The organism is Bradyrhizobium sp. USDA 4354, from assembly GCF_054060315.1.
In genome coordinates this window covers 742,946-756,639 of sequence record NZ_JBSSDC010000001.1, presented here as the reverse complement: position 1 = coordinate 756,639, position 13,694 = coordinate 742,946, and the positions used below count along the sequence as shown (strand labels likewise).

15 protein-coding genes and 1 pseudogene are annotated in these 13,694 nt (G+C 64.8%); 4 read left to right on the top strand and 12 right to left on the bottom strand.

All coding sequences use genetic code 11. The annotated features are described in order from the left end of the window. Positions 1-11: 11 nt before the first annotated feature. The 3 genes and pseudogenes from ACVIIV_RS03620 to ACVIIV_RS03610 all read right to left on the bottom strand — a co-directional run bounded on the left by ACVIIV_RS03620 (position 12) and on the right by ACVIIV_RS03610 (position 3,210). Positions 12-1,125: pseudogene (locus ACVIIV_RS03620) on the bottom strand (cyclic nucleotide-gated ion channel). Between the two features lie 161 nt (positions 1,126-1,286). Next, a complete protein-coding gene (locus ACVIIV_RS03615; protein ID WP_456742947.1) occupies positions 1,287-1,505 on the bottom strand; it encodes a hypothetical protein in 219 nt (72 codons plus the stop codon). A 259-nt stretch (positions 1,506-1,764) separates the two neighbouring features. Further along, positions 1,765-3,210 carry a TAXI family TRAP transporter solute-binding subunit gene (locus tag ACVIIV_RS03610; RefSeq protein ID WP_456742946.1) on the bottom strand — a complete coding sequence of 482 codons (1,446 nt, stop codon included), beginning with the start codon at positions 3,208-3,210 and terminating at the stop codon, positions 1,765-1,767. 401 nt (positions 3,211-3,611) lie between these two features. Between ACVIIV_RS03610 and ACVIIV_RS03605 the strand changes: the two genes are divergently transcribed. Further along, complete coding sequence (locus ACVIIV_RS03605; protein WP_049820470.1) at positions 3,612-3,959, top strand: DUF3307 domain-containing protein; 348 nt, start codon at positions 3,612-3,614, stop codon at positions 3,957-3,959. Between the two features lie 266 nt (positions 3,960-4,225). Next, positions 4,226-4,624, top strand: coding sequence for a hypothetical protein (locus ACVIIV_RS03600; RefSeq protein WP_456742945.1), 399 nt, complete (start codon positions 4,226-4,228; stop codon positions 4,622-4,624). Here the strand turns inward: ACVIIV_RS03600 and ACVIIV_RS03595 are convergent. Then, the gene (locus ACVIIV_RS03595; RefSeq protein WP_212372286.1) at positions 4,621-4,935 is read right to left on the bottom strand and encodes a YkgJ family cysteine cluster protein; all 315 of its coding nucleotides are present in this window, start codon (positions 4,933-4,935) and stop codon (positions 4,621-4,623) included. The genes ACVIIV_RS03600 and ACVIIV_RS03595 overlap by 4 nt on opposite strands. 5 nt (positions 4,936-4,940) lie before the next feature. Further along, positions 4,941-5,639 (bottom strand): helix-turn-helix transcriptional regulator, encoded by a 699-nt coding sequence (locus tag ACVIIV_RS03590; RefSeq protein WP_456742944.1) that lies wholly within the window; start codon positions 5,637-5,639, stop codon positions 4,941-4,943. A 127-nt stretch (positions 5,640-5,766) separates the two neighbouring features. On the opposite strand from ACVIIV_RS03590, the gene ACVIIV_RS03585 reads away from it, so the two are divergent. Both ACVIIV_RS03585 and ACVIIV_RS03580 read left to right on the top strand, forming a co-directional pair. After that, positions 5,767-6,042: a hypothetical protein gene (locus ACVIIV_RS03585; RefSeq protein ID WP_456742943.1), complete on the top strand. Its 276-nt coding sequence runs from the start codon at positions 5,767-5,769 to the stop codon at positions 6,040-6,042. A gap of 38 nt (positions 6,043-6,080) precedes the next feature. Then, on the top strand, positions 6,081-6,809 hold the full coding sequence (locus ACVIIV_RS03580) for a glutathione S-transferase family protein (RefSeq protein WP_456742942.1): 729 nt from the start codon (positions 6,081-6,083) through the stop codon (positions 6,807-6,809). Positions 6,810-6,963: 154 nt separating this feature from the next. Here ACVIIV_RS03580 and ACVIIV_RS03575 read toward each other — a convergent pair whose 3' ends face one another. From ACVIIV_RS03575 to ACVIIV_RS03545, 7 genes are all read right to left on the bottom strand, one after another. Further along, on the bottom strand, positions 6,964-8,115 hold the full coding sequence (locus tag ACVIIV_RS03575) for an ABC transporter substrate-binding protein (protein WP_456742941.1): 1,152 nt from the start codon (positions 8,113-8,115) through the stop codon (positions 6,964-6,966). An 89-nt stretch (positions 8,116-8,204) separates the two neighbouring features. After that, the gene (locus tag ACVIIV_RS03570) at positions 8,205-8,624 is read right to left on the bottom strand and encodes an acyl-CoA thioesterase (RefSeq protein ID WP_456742940.1); all 420 of its coding nucleotides are present in this window, start codon (positions 8,622-8,624) and stop codon (positions 8,205-8,207) included. Positions 8,625-8,647: 23 nt separating this feature from the next. Then, entirely contained in the window at positions 8,648-9,409 is a 762-nt protein-coding gene (locus ACVIIV_RS03565) for an SDR family NAD(P)-dependent oxidoreductase (protein ID WP_456742939.1), read from the bottom strand. A 25-nt stretch (positions 9,410-9,434) separates the two neighbouring features. Next, positions 9,435-11,318 carry a feruloyl-CoA synthase gene (locus ACVIIV_RS03560; RefSeq protein ID WP_456742938.1) on the bottom strand — a complete coding sequence of 628 codons (1,884 nt, stop codon included), beginning with the start codon at positions 11,316-11,318 and terminating at the stop codon, positions 9,435-9,437. After that, positions 11,315-12,124: a crotonase/enoyl-CoA hydratase family protein gene (locus ACVIIV_RS03555; protein ID WP_456742937.1), complete on the bottom strand. Its 810-nt coding sequence runs from the start codon at positions 12,122-12,124 to the stop codon at positions 11,315-11,317. The genes ACVIIV_RS03560 and ACVIIV_RS03555 overlap by 4 nt, the downstream gene beginning before the upstream one ends. A 132-nt stretch (positions 12,125-12,256) precedes the next feature. Then, the gene (locus tag ACVIIV_RS03550; protein WP_456742936.1) at positions 12,257-12,937 is read right to left on the bottom strand and encodes a DUF2270 domain-containing protein; all 681 of its coding nucleotides are present in this window, start codon (positions 12,935-12,937) and stop codon (positions 12,257-12,259) included. A 294-nt stretch (positions 12,938-13,231) separates the two neighbouring features. After that, positions 13,232-13,693, bottom strand: a complete 462-nt coding sequence (locus ACVIIV_RS03545) for a DUF3237 domain-containing protein (protein WP_456742935.1) — start codon at positions 13,691-13,693, stop codon at positions 13,232-13,234. Position 13,694: the final 1 nt, after the last annotated feature.

Sequence of the window (13,694 nt, the reverse complement as noted above, 5' to 3'; positions counted from 1 at the left end):
TCTTGTCTCCATTACTTGTTTTCGAGCGCACGCCGTTTTGCTTCCGCGTCGATGGTCTCGGCGAGATCGGGATGCCGCGCCATCAGCACGCGGAAATCGACGAGGTCGAGCACCAGAAGCCGTGACACTTTCGTGGTGTGTGGTCGAGACATTGGCCCCGCGCTTGTTGTTGCCGAGCAGCGCCATCTCGCCGAAAAAGGCGCCTTCGCCGAGCTGCACCTTCTTGCCGGGCAGATCGACCTCGACCTCGCCGGCGGCAATGAAATACATGCAGTCGCCCTGCGTACCTTTGCGGATGATCGTGGTGCGCGCCGGCAGCTCAATGGTGCGCAGCATGTGGGTGACGTCGGCGATGGCCGCGGGGCCCAGGGTCGCGAAGAACGGCACCTTGCTGACGGACTCCCAGGTCTTGAGGAAGTTGTCGCGCCGGGTCTCCGCGGCAAATCCGGTCGCCAGGATGCCGGTCCAGAGGCCGAACACGCCGAGGCCGGAGATCATCACCAGGGCTGCCACCACGCGCCCGAGCGGCGTGACGGGCACGACGTCGCCATAGCCCGTCGTCGTCAGGGTCACCACCGCCCACCACAGCGCGGCCGGCACGCTGCCGAAGGTTTGCGGCTGCACGTCCCGCTCCAGGAAATATTCGGCGACGGAAGCGAGGAAGACCACCATCAGGAAGATCACGAGCACGCTGACCAGCGGCCCCGATTCCAGCACCAGCACGCGGCGAAGCTGCCGCAGGCCGGGAATGCCCGGCACCACCTTCAGAACCCAGAGCACGCTGAGCAGCCAGGCCGTCCTCGGCTCGACGCCGAGGAGAAGCGCGACCGGCACGGCCAGCGCCCCGATCGCGTCGACGATGCCGGCGGAGGAGGACACATAGAGCGAAAGCCGCCCCTGCCGCGCCATGTGGCGCAGCCGCACCAGCCATTCGAACACGAAATAGGCGAGGCAGGTCCAGAGCAGGGCATCGACCCAGCCCCACGCCTCTCTGGCCCGGTTGTCCGTCAGCAACACCATGCTGAGCACGCCGACGATCACCGCGACATAGGCCGCCTTGGTCATGTTGCGGCCGGCCGTGGCGGCCGCGAATTGGGCCAGAGCGGAGATCAGCGGCTTGGACATGCGGGAAGGCTATTCGGTCTCGGGGCAAGTCTCGAGGCCCCGGTTGGGACGTCGGCGCCAAAGTGCCCGCCCGGGCGGAGGCCGTCAACGACGGTGCAGGCCGTTTTGCCGGCGCCGCTGCGCCGGTGCTGCCGTTCGTGCCGCCGTCGTTGGCGGATTGCCTACCCGAAATGTGGCGGCTCGTCGTAGCCGCGGCGGCTGCTGAAGAACAGCAGCACCATCAGCCCGACGCCGACGATGACGGAAAACCCTGCGCCCAGCGCCAGTGCCACATAGCCTTCCGTCGGGATCGGCTCACCTTCGACCGCCATTGCGGAATAGGCGAAGTAGCCGGCCGCCGCCAGCATTGCCAGAAGGAGGATGATGAGGAGTGCACGCATGCCGCGTTCTCCGGCTGTAACAGGGAACCAACGGTTGCTGATCGCGACGGTTCCAGCCAGCTGGCTTACGGATTGGGCGGGCGGTCATAGCCTCAGTGTCGTGCCCCGGACGCGGCGCAGCACGTAGTAATGCGCCGCAGAGCCGGGGCCCATGCGGCAGCGCATAGTGTGGGTTCCTGGGTCCCGGCTCGGCGCTGCAACGCCTTCGGCATTGCAGCTTGTCCGGGACACGAGGGGTGGTGGTTGCGCGACGCTGCGATCAGGCGCTTTGGGCGGTCTTCACCACCACGACATTGCTGTCGTCCGGCTGGGCCGGGCCGGCATCGCGCACCGTCTTTTCAGCTTCGCTGGCATGACGTTTCAGATAGTCACGGCGCATGCCGATCTCGTCGCGGACGAATTCGTAGCCGAGCTTGAAGGTGTCGAGCCCGTCGGTGCTGATCGTGCCGTCTCTGAGGCCGATAACGGCGCCGCGCAAGATGGCCTCGAGCTCGTCCTGCAGACATTCGAGCTGATCCAGCGAGTGGGCGTGCTCGATCCGCTCGCCGATGTCGAGGATGGCGGTCGAGAGCTCGCTGGCTTTCTCCGGCGCGATGCGGGTGATCTTGGCGTAGATCGCTGCGAAGATCGAGCCGATGACGCTGAGCGCGGCGGCGCCCAGATACATCAAGTCGCTGTACTTATCCATGAACGACTTGGTGTCGTCGTTGATGTAATCGGCGGCGCCCCGATGCGCGATCACGAAGGCATCCTTCTCGACGGAGGCCGGCTCTATCCTGGTGGCGAAACCGTTGTCGAGCCCGAGCGCGGACTTGTTCTCGTAGATGGTGCGCGCGAGCTCGCCGGCGGTCGTCGGTGACATCCTGGATTGTGCGACCAGGAGCCATTCGAGCCCGATCGTGTCGAGATCGTCGTCGGGAATTTGCGGCGACGTCGACAATGTGCCCGCTGTCAGCGTCTCGTCGGAAATGCCCGGGAATTTGCGCGCCAGCGCCTTGGCCTCGTCGATCGCGTTCAGCGTGAAGCCGCCGCGCTTGGCGACCTGCTCATAGGATTTGTCACGCACCGCCTTCGAAGCGTGGACGATGGCGATCGCCGCGCTGAAGCCGTTTGACGGCGCAAACAGCTTGTCGAGCGTTGCGCCCTGCGGCGCCATCTGGATCTTCGCAGCCTCGGAGCCGTCGGGAACGTCGAGGATGCTGCGGACGAAAGCGAGCGAGGATTCGTTCTCGGCGACGACAGCGATCTTCTTCTTCTTCAGCTCGGCGAGCGACTTGATCTTCTTGTTGCCGGGAGCGAGCAGGAGCACGAGATCGTGCTCGAGGATCGCGAGCGTGCGCGCCGGCAGCGGCACCTTGGAGTCCGTGCGCAGCACGGCGAGGTCGGCCTGCTTGCGGTCGAACTGGGCGACCGCCCTGGCGTTGTCGGCGTTGTTGACGATCTTGATCCGGAAGCGCGATGCGTTGTTCTTCAGAAGAGCGGCGAGCCTGGCGGCGAACAGCGCCTCGTCGCTGTTGGGGCCACCGACGGCAAAGATGAGCGTTTCCGAATTGTGCACCAGCGTGCGGCCGGCCCAGACGGTGGCAAGCGACAGCAGCAGCGTCAGCACGACGTAGAGGAACACCTGCTGCTGGTTGGTCTTGATCACCTTGGGACGCCGGGGCGGCGGCACGGTCGGCGATGCGGTGGGGCCGTCAGCACTCATGGCAGCACTCTGGCCTTATACTTCGGTGGCGGCGCGTGGCTTGGAAGCGCAGCGTGCGCCCTGTAATTCGTAAACGCCTGAAAAAAAGAACAAAATTCTCTATCGCCGATGATAGCGCGAGGGTAGCGGAATGCAAATTTCGAGCCGAAGGTAACCTTACTCGATCTGGTCGCCGCGATTGGTCATCCTATCACCAGTTAGCCACAGTTGGCGATTTTCCGGTTCCCCCCGGCTGCATTCCGCCGCGGGAGATGTCATAAATCACGCGTCCCGGCGATTTGACCGGTCCAAGAAGAAGTTGCGCTGAACGCTCCAATTCTTCTCGTCACGTCAATGAGGGCGTCAGCTTGTCGTTTCCACCCATGTCATCGGCGATTCCGGTTGAAGCGCTCATTGGCTGGATGTTGCTGCTCACCTTCAAGCACATCATCGCCGATTTCGTGCTTCAGACCGCCTGGATGGCGCACGGCAAGGACCAGAAGCATGGCTGGGCCCTGCCGCTTCTTGTGCACTGCCTGGTCCACCTTGCCGTTGCGCTGCCCCTGATCCTGATCGTGGCGCCAAAATTCTGGTTCGTGGCCTTCATTGATTTCGTGATCCACATCACGATCGACCGCGCCAAGGGATTCGTCTCCGCCAATTTCGGCGTCGACCTCGCGCATCCCTGGTTCTGGACCCTGATCGGCGTCGACCAGGCGCTGCATCACCTGACCGGCTTCGGCCTCTCCATCTTCATGGCTGCGAACTGAGGATAGCCGCGGCTGGTTGCTCGGCCTTCATGGTTCGAGACGCGCCGTGAGGCGGCGCTCCTCACCATGAGGGTCTTTCGCGGCGAACTAAGACCTCATCCTGAGGGTCCGCCGAAGGCGGGCGTCTCGAAGGATGGCCGCAGGGAAGCTGCCCGCCCCTCTGATTCGCGGCCAGGACGCAACGACCCCGGGTGACTACCGCCCGGCGTGGTTAACCCTTCGTTAGAGAATTGCGCTGCATCTTCCGCACACGAGGGAGAACTGCAATGTTTTCAAGCCGCGACACCTTTGAAGGCGATTTCTGCCCGGTCCGCGACGAGCTCCTTGGCGAGATGTACCGCGCCAGCGAGAGTGGCCTGCCGAGGCTGGTTGAGAGTGTTTCCCCTGACGTTCGCGCCAGGTTGGCGCTGTTCTGCTACCGCCGCAGCCATTTGCACTCGCTGGCGGTCGCGATCGCAGCAAGCTGCAGCGAGCGCGACCTGATCGAGAACGGCGGCCGCGTCGGCTCGACACTCTACGCGCTGTCGCGCGAAGGCAGGGCGAAATCCTCGCCGTCGCTGTCGGGCGGACGCAAGCCGATCACGCTGTCGACGAAGCCGCTCTCGGTGCTCGCTCCGCTCGATGACGAGCTCGACGACGAGATCAGCGAAGCGGTTCCTGCTTAAGCGGCCTCGATCACGGGCAGTCCAAACTTTCGCCGCGCCATCGCGCATTCGGCATCGCCCGGCATGCAGGTGCGGCACACTTCCGGCCGCACGTCATAGATGCCGCAGGCCGTCATCTTTCCGATCTCTCCCTGCAAGGCCGAGCAGCGATCACCCTCGCAGCGCATGCCGGATTGGCGCGCGTTGACCAGCGTTTCGGGAATCGCGGCAAGCTCCTCGTCGCTCTCGATCGAGAAGCGCGGCCAGTTCTGCGAATAGCCGCAGCAGGCGCCGCAACCCTGGCAGCAGCTCGACAGGTCGATCTCTTCCATCGTCCTCACGTATCCTTTGGCGGACCCCAGACCAGGCTCTGCCGCCATCTTGCGCGCAGCACGTCGCGCCGCTCCGGATATTTCTCGTCGAGATAGGTCGCCTCGACCACGCGGTCGGTGCGGAAGCTGCGGAAGTCGCTGCGCAACTCGCACCAGGCCGCCAGCAGCCGCACCGCTTCGAGATAGCCGACCGAAATCGGCCAGATCACGCGCTCGCTGGGGCGGCCTTGCTCGTCGCGATAGCGCAGTATGATCTTCTTGCCTTCGTGGATCTGGGTGCGGGTGCGCGCCATGTCCAGGCGGTCCGGCTCCCTGTTCCAACTCGGCCGCGCCCGGCTCGCCGGCTCCAGCACGAAGGGCCGCAGGCGCTCAGGCACGGTGTCGGCGATCTTGGCCATCAAGTCCTCGGCCGCGCGCGCCAGCGCGGAATCGGCGTGGCCCGCGACCCATTGCGCGCCCAGCACCGCCGCCTCGATCTCGTCGGGTGTCAGCATGAGCGGCGGGAGGTCAAAGCCCTTTTCCAGGATGTAACCCATGCCGGCCTCGCCGCGGATCGGCACGCGCTGGCCGATCAGGGTTGCGATGTCGCGATAGATGGTGCGCTTCGAGGTCTCGAGCTCGGCTGCGATCGCGTCGGCCGTCAGCGGCTTACGCGTGCGCCTCAGCACCTGGATGATTTGAAACAGCCGGTCGGCGCGTCTCATGACAGGTCTCTTATCGCTGCTTTTTCTCGGTGGTCTTTCTCAGAAGGCGGCGCGCGGCTGCTGACAGGATGTTGGCAGCAGGGGAGTTCTATACCGGGACAACACATCGACTGAAGAGGATTTGTCCATGATCATTCCAACCCATTTCGGCCCGGCCGGCCCGTTGTGGCGGAGCCAGGCTTTCCAGGTGCAGGCCTGGCAGGCTTGGGCATTCAGCCGCCTCGTTTCGCTTGATGTCACGGTCGTTGACCTCCGCCTTGCGCTCGCCACCGCCGTGACGCGTTCGCTGGTCCATGCCGCCGAGGCGCTGGTCCGCCATGTGATGGGCCGCGCCTGGCGAGGGGCCCGCTTCGCAGAAGATATCACGGCTGCTGCCACCATGGTGGCAGCAGCCGGCAGGTAGGTTCCTTCAACTCGTTCGACAGGTTCAGGAGAGCTCGCATGATCACGCTTTACGGCTTTGGCGCCGGCTTCGGCCTGCCGGAAATCAGCCCTTTCGTTACCAAGACGGAGGTGCAGCTCAAGATGGCGGGGCTGCCTTACCGGAAGGAGCGAGCGATGCCGCCCGCTTCGCCCAAGGGGCAGCTGCCCTTCATCGACGACGGCGGCGAGGCGGTGGCCGATTCCACCTTCATCCGCGCTCATATCGAGCGTCGCTACGGCTTCGATTTCGATGCCGGGCTCTCCTTGGCTGAGCGCGCGCAGGCCTGGGCGTTCGAGCGCATGATCGAGCATCACGTCTATTGGGCGCTGGTCGGCGCCCGCTGGGTCGATCCGGTCAACTTCGCCAAGGGCCCCGCGCACTTCTTCGACGGCGCACCGGAGCACAATCGCGAGAAGCTGCGCGAGGATGCGCAGTTCCGCGTCGCCGAGAATTATCTGCTCTCCGGCCTCGGCCGCCACGGACCCGATGACGATGTCGACCTCGCCGTGCGCTCGCTGTTTGCACTGTCGGTGCAGCTCGGCGACAAGCCCTACCTGATGGGCAACAAGCCCTGCGGCGTCGACGCCACCGCCTTCGGCATGCTCGCCGGCATCCTGACGCCATACTTCGAATCGGCCTTGCGCGAGCGCGCCGAGGGATTTCCAAACCTCACCGCTTTTGTCGACCGCATGATGGATACCTATTACCCCGAGTTCGCCTGGGCCCCGCTGCGGCAGGCGGCTTAGGCCCCGGTGCATCGGCAGATTCGGTGTAACCTCTCCCGCTTGCAAGCGGGAGAGGGGGCGCAGCGACAGTGGAGCCGCAGCTCGTTCCTTGCAGCACAAACAAAGAGCCGGCCCATCGGGGCCGGCTCTCGTCGTCTCAGAACTTTCGCTGCGCTTACTTCACCAGCGTGTACTTGCCGTCCTTCACCGTGAGCAGGATGCGCGAACGGTCGTCGAGGCCGTAGCGGTCCTTTTCGGTGAAGTTGTAGACGCCCTGGCTCGCCGCCAGCTCCTTCTCCGACAGCAGCGCCTGGCGGATCGCTTCGCGGAATTCCGGCGTGCCGGGTTTTGCGGTTTTCAGCGCTGTTGGAATGATGCGCTTCAGGATCTCGAAGGCATCATAGGAATGGCCGGCGAACTGGCTGCGGCTGTTCGGACCGTATTTGGCTTCATAGGCCGAGTTGAGCGCGAGGCCCGGCTTCTTGGTCAGCGCGGTGTCCGGCTGGTCCTCGGGGTCCATCACGGGACCCGAGGCCATCAGCACGCCCTCGGCCGCTTTGCCGGCGATGCGGATGAAGTCCATGCTGGCCGCGCCGTGGGTCTGGTAGATCAGGCCCTTGTAGCCGCGCTCACGCAGCTCGGATTGCGGCAGCGCGGCCGCGGTGCCGGAGGCGCCGACCAGGATGGCGTCGGGATTTGCGGCAACGAGCTTCAGCACCTGTCCGGTCACCGAGGTGTCGGGGCGGGCGAAGCGCTCCTCGTCGACGATGGTCATGCCCATCGGCACGGCCTGCGCCTTCAAATCGTTGAACCAGAGATCGCCATACGAGTCGGAATAACCGATATAGCCGAGCGTCTTCACGCCCTTGGTCTTCATGTGGTCGTACAGCACCTTGCCCACGATCGGAATCGGCTGCGGCATCGCCACCGACCACTTCATGCGCTCCGGCGTGATCGGGAAGGGCGCAAGACCAAAGTGCGGGATGCCGGCTTCGTTGGCGACGTTGGAGACCGCGATCGTCGGCGGCGTCAGCGCCGAGCCCATGATGATGTCGGCCTTGGATTCGGTGACGAAGCGGCGGGCGTTGGTGGTCGCGGTGGTGGGATCGCCGCCATCGTCGAGCACGATCACCTTCAGCGGCACGCCGCCGATCTCCTTCGGCACGAATTCCAGCGCGTTGCGCTCGGGAATGCCGAGCGCGGCACCCGGGCCGGTCGTGGTGGTGGTGATGCCGATGGTAACTTCGCTGGTCTGGGCCAGCGCAGGCAATGCCGGCAGCGCCAGTGCGGCCGCGGTGATGGCAGCGGTCAAATAAAAGCGTTTCATCTATTCCTCCCTTGACGTCGTTCTTTGAAAGCAGAAATCGGGGGGTAATTCAGCCCCTCTTTTGGTGATGCGGCGATTTAGCTCCAGACCTAACTCCCCGTGAATTTGGCGACCATCTCCGGCGGAAACGGCGCCGATTTCAGCTTGTCGGGGTTGTCAGGATCGCGGCCGACCAGGACGCGGGTCTCGAACCCCTCGATCGCCAGCGCCTCGCCCTTGTAGACGTTGTGCTTCACCTCGAAGCTCGAGCGCTTGATGCTCTCGATCTTCGTTTCAATGGTGATCCAGTCGCCATAGCTCGAGGGGATGTAGAACTTGGCCCGCGTGTCGACCATGGGGATGCCCACCAGGCCGTATTTGCGGACCAGGTCCTGCTTGGAGAATCCGGCGACCTCGAACAGCGTCGAGGTCGAATCGTCGAACATCGCGAAATAGCGCGGGTAGTAGACGATGTTGGCGGGGTCGCAATCGCCCCACTGGATCTGGACCTCGCGCCGGTTCACGAACATGTGTCGCGCCTTGCTCTACAAGATTACTTGGGCGCCATGCGCAGCGAGCCGTCGAGGCGCACCACTTCGCCGTTCAGATATGCATTCTCGACCATGTGCAGCGCGAGCGCGGCGAACTCGTCGGCATTGCCGAGCCGGCGCGGGAAGGGGATGGCGGCGGCGAGCGAGTCCTGGGCTTCCTGAGGCAGGTTGGCGAGCAGCGGCGTCAGGAACAGGCCGGGCGCGATGGTCAGCACGCGCACGCCGAACTGCGCCAGCTCGCGCGCGATCGGCAGCGTCATGCCGACGATGCCGCCCTTGGAGGCCGAATAGGCGGACTGGCCGATCTGGCCGTCATAGGCAGCGACGGAGGCGGTGTTGATGATGACGCCGCGCTCGCCGGTTGCCTGCGGCTCCAGCTTGGACATCTCGGTCGCGGCAAGGCGCAGCATGTTGAAGGTGCCGATCAGGTTGACCTTGATCACCTTGTCGAAATCGGAAAGCGCCATCGGGCCGTCGCGGCCGACGACGCGCTTGGCAACGCCGATGCCGGCGCAATTGACGAGCACGCGTGCCGGCCCATGGGCCTTGGTCGCCTGCGCGATCGCCGCTTCGGCGGAAGCGGCATCGGACACGTCGCAGGTCACCGCGACGCCCTTGATCTCGGCGGCAACGGTCTCCGCGAGCTTGGCATTGAGATCGAACACCGCGACCTTAGCGCCCTGCGCCGCCAGTTTTCGAGCGGTCGCAGCGCCAAGTCCTGATGCGCCGCCGGTGACGATGGCTGCCTGATCCTTCAACAACATGGCGTTCTCCTTTGGCGATGATTTCCTAGGCGACCGATATCACACGGTTCGACGGATTGGCAGCGTAGAGCTCCTCGATCAGCTCGCCGCGATGCTCGAGCACCGCGCGCTGGTTGATCGAGCCCTTGTCGGTGACCTCGCCCTTGTCGATCGACAGTGGCGTATCCATCAGGATCGCGCGGGTGATCCGCGTCGAGGAGCCGGTGGCCGAAGACAGGAAGTGGGTCAGGCGCTCGCGGAAAGCCTCGCGCACCAGCCGGTCGCGTGTCGCGACGACGAGATCGTCGGGCGGCAGCGTCGGGTTGATCAGCCGGCAGCCGTCGAGATCGAGCACGACCAGCGCGGAGATCTCGTCGCGATTGATGCCGGCGATGACGACGTCGCGCACCAGCGGCGCACAGGCCGCGGTGAGGCGCGCGCGCAAGGGACCGACGCTGACCCAGGTGCCGCTGGCGAGCTTGAAATCCTCGCTGACGCGGCCGTCGAAGTCGAAGCCGGCATTGAGATCATTGGGATCGGCGGGCTTGAGCGCGTCGCCCATCTTGTAAAATCCCTCCTCGTCGAAGGATTTCGCGGTGATGTCGGGTTGGCGCCAGTAGCCGGGCATCACGTTCGGCCCCTTGGCGCGGACCTCCAGCTTGCCGTTGTTGGGCACGAGCTTGGCGTCATTGCCTGACACCGGGAGCCCGACATGGCCGGAGCGGCTGGTGCGCGGATTGACCGACATGAAGAACGGCGCGGTCTCGGTCGCACCAAGGCCCGTCAGCATCGGCACGCGATAGCCCTTCTCCTTCACCGCGAGCTCGTCGAGGCTGTTCCAGACGAACGGCGACAGCGCCGCGCCGGAGAAGAACATCGCATGCAGCCGGTCGAAGAACTTTGCGCGCAGGCCCTGATCGTCGCGCAGATAGGGCAGCAGCGACTCGTAGCCCTTCGGCACGTTGAAATAGACCGTCGGCGAGATCTCCTGGAGATTGCGCACCGTCTGCTCGATGCCGCCGGGCACCGGCTTGCCGGCGTCCAGATACATCGAGCCGCCATTGTAGAGCGTCAGGCCGATATTGTGGTTGCCGCCAAAAGTGTGATTCCAGGGCAGCCAGTCGATGATGACGGGCGGCTCGTCCTTGAGGAAGGCGAGCGTCTCGCGCAGCATCACCTGATTGGCGCAGATCATGCGCTGGGTGTTGATGACCGCCTTGGGATTGCCGGTCGAGCCCGACGTCAGCAGGAATTTCGCGATGGTATCAGGGCCGATCCTGCCGTGCACCGCGTCGAGATCGCCGCGGATCGGCGTCGCCATCAAGTCCGCGAGCAGGGTGACGTCGCGGCCCGGCACCGTGCCATAGGATGCCGCGATCTCGGTGCCGAGCGAGACGTTGGCGGCGAGCGCATCGGCGAACTTGTCGGCGTCCTCGGCAAAGACGAGGCCGGGCGTGAGCAGCTTCATCAGGTAAGACAGCTTGCCGTAATCCTTCGACACCAGCGAATAGGCCGGCGACACCGGGCAGAACGGAACGCCCGCATAGAACGCGCCGAAGGCCAGCAGCGCATGGTCAATCGAATTGCCGGAGAGAATCACGACCGGCCGCTCCGCCGACAGGCCGCGCTGGATCAATGCGGAGGCGATGTGCCGGCTCGCGGTGTGCAGCTCGGCATAGGTGATCTTGCGCCAGCCGCGGCCGCCTTCGCGCTCGGCCATGAAGACGCGATCGGGCGTGGTTGCCGCCCAATGATGGAGGCGGTCGGTGATGCGGACGGGATAGTCGCCGAGCGGCTGCTTGGGCCTGAGATAGATCGTGCCGTCGTCGCGGCGCTCGACGTTGACGGCGGGATCGCCGAACGAGATCGGCCGCAGCGGGAAAGTGCTCGCGCCGCGCTCCGTGCTGGAAGAGGACGGCTGCGCGCTCATGATTTCGGCTTCACCTTCGCGGTCTTGTGCTCGAGGAATTCGCGGATCCTGCGTTTTGCCTCTTTGTCGCTCTGTGCCACGGTCGCCATCAGCGATTCCATCAAGAGGCCGGTCTGCGGATTGGCCTCCGCGATCATCGGCAGCGCCTGGAGCACGGCGAAATTCGTCAGCGGCGCGTTGGAGGCCACCTTGGCCGCAAGCTCCAGCGCCTTGCCGAGCCCATTGCCGGCCTCGGTCACATATTGCGCGAAGCCGTAGGACGCGCCCTCGGTCGCGCTATAGACGCGCCCCGTCAGCATCATGTCCATCATCCGGGCGACGCCGATCAGCCGCGGCAGCCGCACCGAGCCGCCGCCGCCGACGAAGATGCCGCGCTGCCCCTCCGGCAGCGCGAAATAGGTCGAGGGCTCGGCGACGCGGATATGCGCGGCGCAGGCAAGCTCGAGCCCGCCGCCGATCACCGCGCCCCGGAGCGCCGCGATGACAGGCACGCGGCTGTACTGGATGCGGTCGAATACCCGGTGCCACATCTGGGAATGGAGCAAGCCGCCGGTCGCGTCGTGCTCGGTCAGCTCGGAGAGGTCGAGGCCTGAGGAGAAATGGTCGCCGATGCCATGGATCACGACCGCGCCGATATCCTCCGGCAGGGAGGCAAAGCACTCGCCGATTTCCAGGATGATGCCGTCATTGAGCGCATTGCGCTTGGCCGGCCGGTTCAGACCCACGGTCAGAACCCGGTCCGCCCGCTCGATCCGGAGTAGCCCGGAGGCGCCCGCGTTCGCGGTCTCGGCGTTTCCCTGTGTCATTTGCGTCCTTGTCAGAATAGTTATGTTGTATAACGAATTTCGGGGGAGTCAAGGAGGGGCAGCGTTCCCGCCCCAAGAGGGCGAGGACACGGTGGCGACGGCCGCGCCGGGTCGGCGTCGCAATACCCGTCGCTAGCCCATCGCCACTCCGTCGCTCTTGGCGCCGTGCTCGCGCTGGTCGAGCCACAGCGTGCCGAGCGCAAACGCCAGCCAGCCGAAATCGTAGGCAAAGCCCATGATCAGGACGATCCCGCCGGGAACCGGTCCGACGGCGGCACGATCGACGAATTCCGCCAGGTTCGCGGCCGGCGTCGGATGGATGGCAATCTTGCCGTAATAGGCGACCGCCTGGATGACGAGGATCCAAACATAGTTGCGACGCAGCCGCCGTCCTGCGGCGCGGACGAACGAGATGTGGTGACGGGGCGCGGTGTAGTCGCGCGCGAGAATGGCCTGCCAGCTATTGTCGTGTGCTTCGCCCGTGAACATCGGGGCGTAGAAATTCTTCTCCAGCCAGCGCGCGCGGGCTCGCCAGACGTTGAAATAGCGATAGCGCCTCGCCTCCATCGCGAGGAACACGGCGATCAGCAGGCCGACGAGCACGAGCGGCAGGGGCGACGCCCCCGGGCTCGAAAAAGTCGTCGACAGCGCGATCCCCATCGTGACGATCGCCCAGTTGGTGGTGTTGTCGAGCCGCGTTCGCCAGATCGTCGAGCGATAGACCTCGCCGCGGTAGAGGTGGGCAATAGCGCCCATTTCGGCAGGATCGAAGCGGTGCTGCGGGCTCGAGTCGCTGGAAGCCATAAGGGACATGGTGGCACTCCCCCGGTCTGCGCAACCTTGCGCCGGACCATCCTGAAACCAGGCGAGCTCCGGGTCAAAGCCGGATTGCGATCGACTTTCACCTCGCGTCGGGCACATGTCCGCCTTCTCGCGGTGCGTTTCACCCTGTTATGCCAGACAGCTCTCTCGAGACGCTCACAGGGTAGCCAGGCGCCGGCTGGTACCCGCGCCCCCTGCGCAAGAACCACAGGGAGCAAACAATAGGTATAGCTGAGATTACCCGGCGTTCCTTGCGCAGTGGTTGGAACGGCTTATGTCGTTCCCTCACATCACCTGATGCACGTCGATCACCACGCGGTCGGCATGCCGTGCGGCCGAGGCGACGAAGATGTGCTGCATCAGCCAGCGATACTTCTCATGCCCGGTCTCGAACCGCGGCACGGTGCGGAAATAGATCAGCTTGGGATCGACCGGCTCGCCGCGCTTGAGCTTTTGCAGGAGCTCGATCGGGCCGAAGCGGAGCCCCTTGTTCTCGACATAGACGATTGCGCCATCGTCGGTCTCGAAGGCGTATTTCGCCTCCAGATCGATCAGCTCGTTGGGACGGATGGTCTGGAAGTCGGCACCGAAGGGGAGCACTTTTCCGGTGACCGCGCCCTTCACCTCGCCGCCGATGATCGGAATGATGCGGCGGACGCCGATGCCGGTTTCCCCGGCGGTGACGACGTCGCCGATGCGGGCGGTGATGGTGAAGATGTATTTAGTCTTTAACGCCGGCGTGGTCATC

Coding starts and splice junctions, on each gene's coding strand:
- ACVIIV_RS03615 (WP_456742947.1), bottom strand. CDS start 1,505: ATGCGTGCACTCCTCATCATCCTCCTTCTGGCAATGCTGGCGGCGGCC.
- ACVIIV_RS03610 (WP_456742946.1), bottom strand. CDS start 3,210: ATGAGTGCTGACGGCCCCACCGCATCGCCGACCGTGCCGCCGCCCCGG.
- ACVIIV_RS03605 (WP_049820470.1), top strand. CDS start 3,612: ATGTTGCTGCTCACCTTCAAGCACATCATCGCCGATTTCGTGCTTCAG.
- ACVIIV_RS03600 (WP_456742945.1), top strand. CDS start 4,226: ATGTTTTCAAGCCGCGACACCTTTGAAGGCGATTTCTGCCCGGTCCGC.
- ACVIIV_RS03595 (WP_212372286.1), bottom strand. CDS start 4,935: ATGGAAGAGATCGACCTGTCGAGCTGCTGCCAGGGTTGCGGCGCCTGC.
- ACVIIV_RS03590 (WP_456742944.1), bottom strand. CDS start 5,639: ATGAGACGCGCCGACCGGCTGTTTCAAATCATCCAGGTGCTGAGGCGC.
- ACVIIV_RS03585 (WP_456742943.1), top strand. CDS start 5,767: ATGATCATTCCAACCCATTTCGGCCCGGCCGGCCCGTTGTGGCGGAGC.
- ACVIIV_RS03580 (WP_456742942.1), top strand. CDS start 6,081: ATGATCACGCTTTACGGCTTTGGCGCCGGCTTCGGCCTGCCGGAAATC.
- ACVIIV_RS03575 (WP_456742941.1), bottom strand. CDS start 8,115: ATGAAACGCTTTTATTTGACCGCTGCCATCACCGCGGCCGCACTGGCG.
- ACVIIV_RS03570 (WP_456742940.1), bottom strand. CDS start 8,624: ATGTTCGTGAACCGGCGCGAGGTCCAGATCCAGTGGGGCGATTGCGAC.
- ACVIIV_RS03565 (WP_456742939.1), bottom strand. CDS start 9,409: ATGTTGTTGAAGGATCAGGCAGCCATCGTCACCGGCGGCGCATCAGGA.
- ACVIIV_RS03560 (WP_456742938.1), bottom strand. CDS start 11,318: ATGAGCGCGCAGCCGTCCTCTTCCAGCACGGAGCGCGGCGCGAGCACT.
- ACVIIV_RS03555 (WP_456742937.1), bottom strand. CDS start 12,124: ATGACACAGGGAAACGCCGAGACCGCGAACGCGGGCGCCTCCGGGCTA.
- ACVIIV_RS03550 (WP_456742936.1), bottom strand. CDS start 12,937: ATGTCCCTTATGGCTTCCAGCGACTCGAGCCCGCAGCACCGCTTCGAT.
- ACVIIV_RS03545 (WP_456742935.1), bottom strand. CDS start 13,693: ATGACCACGCCGGCGTTAAAGACTAAATACATCTTCACCATCACCGCC.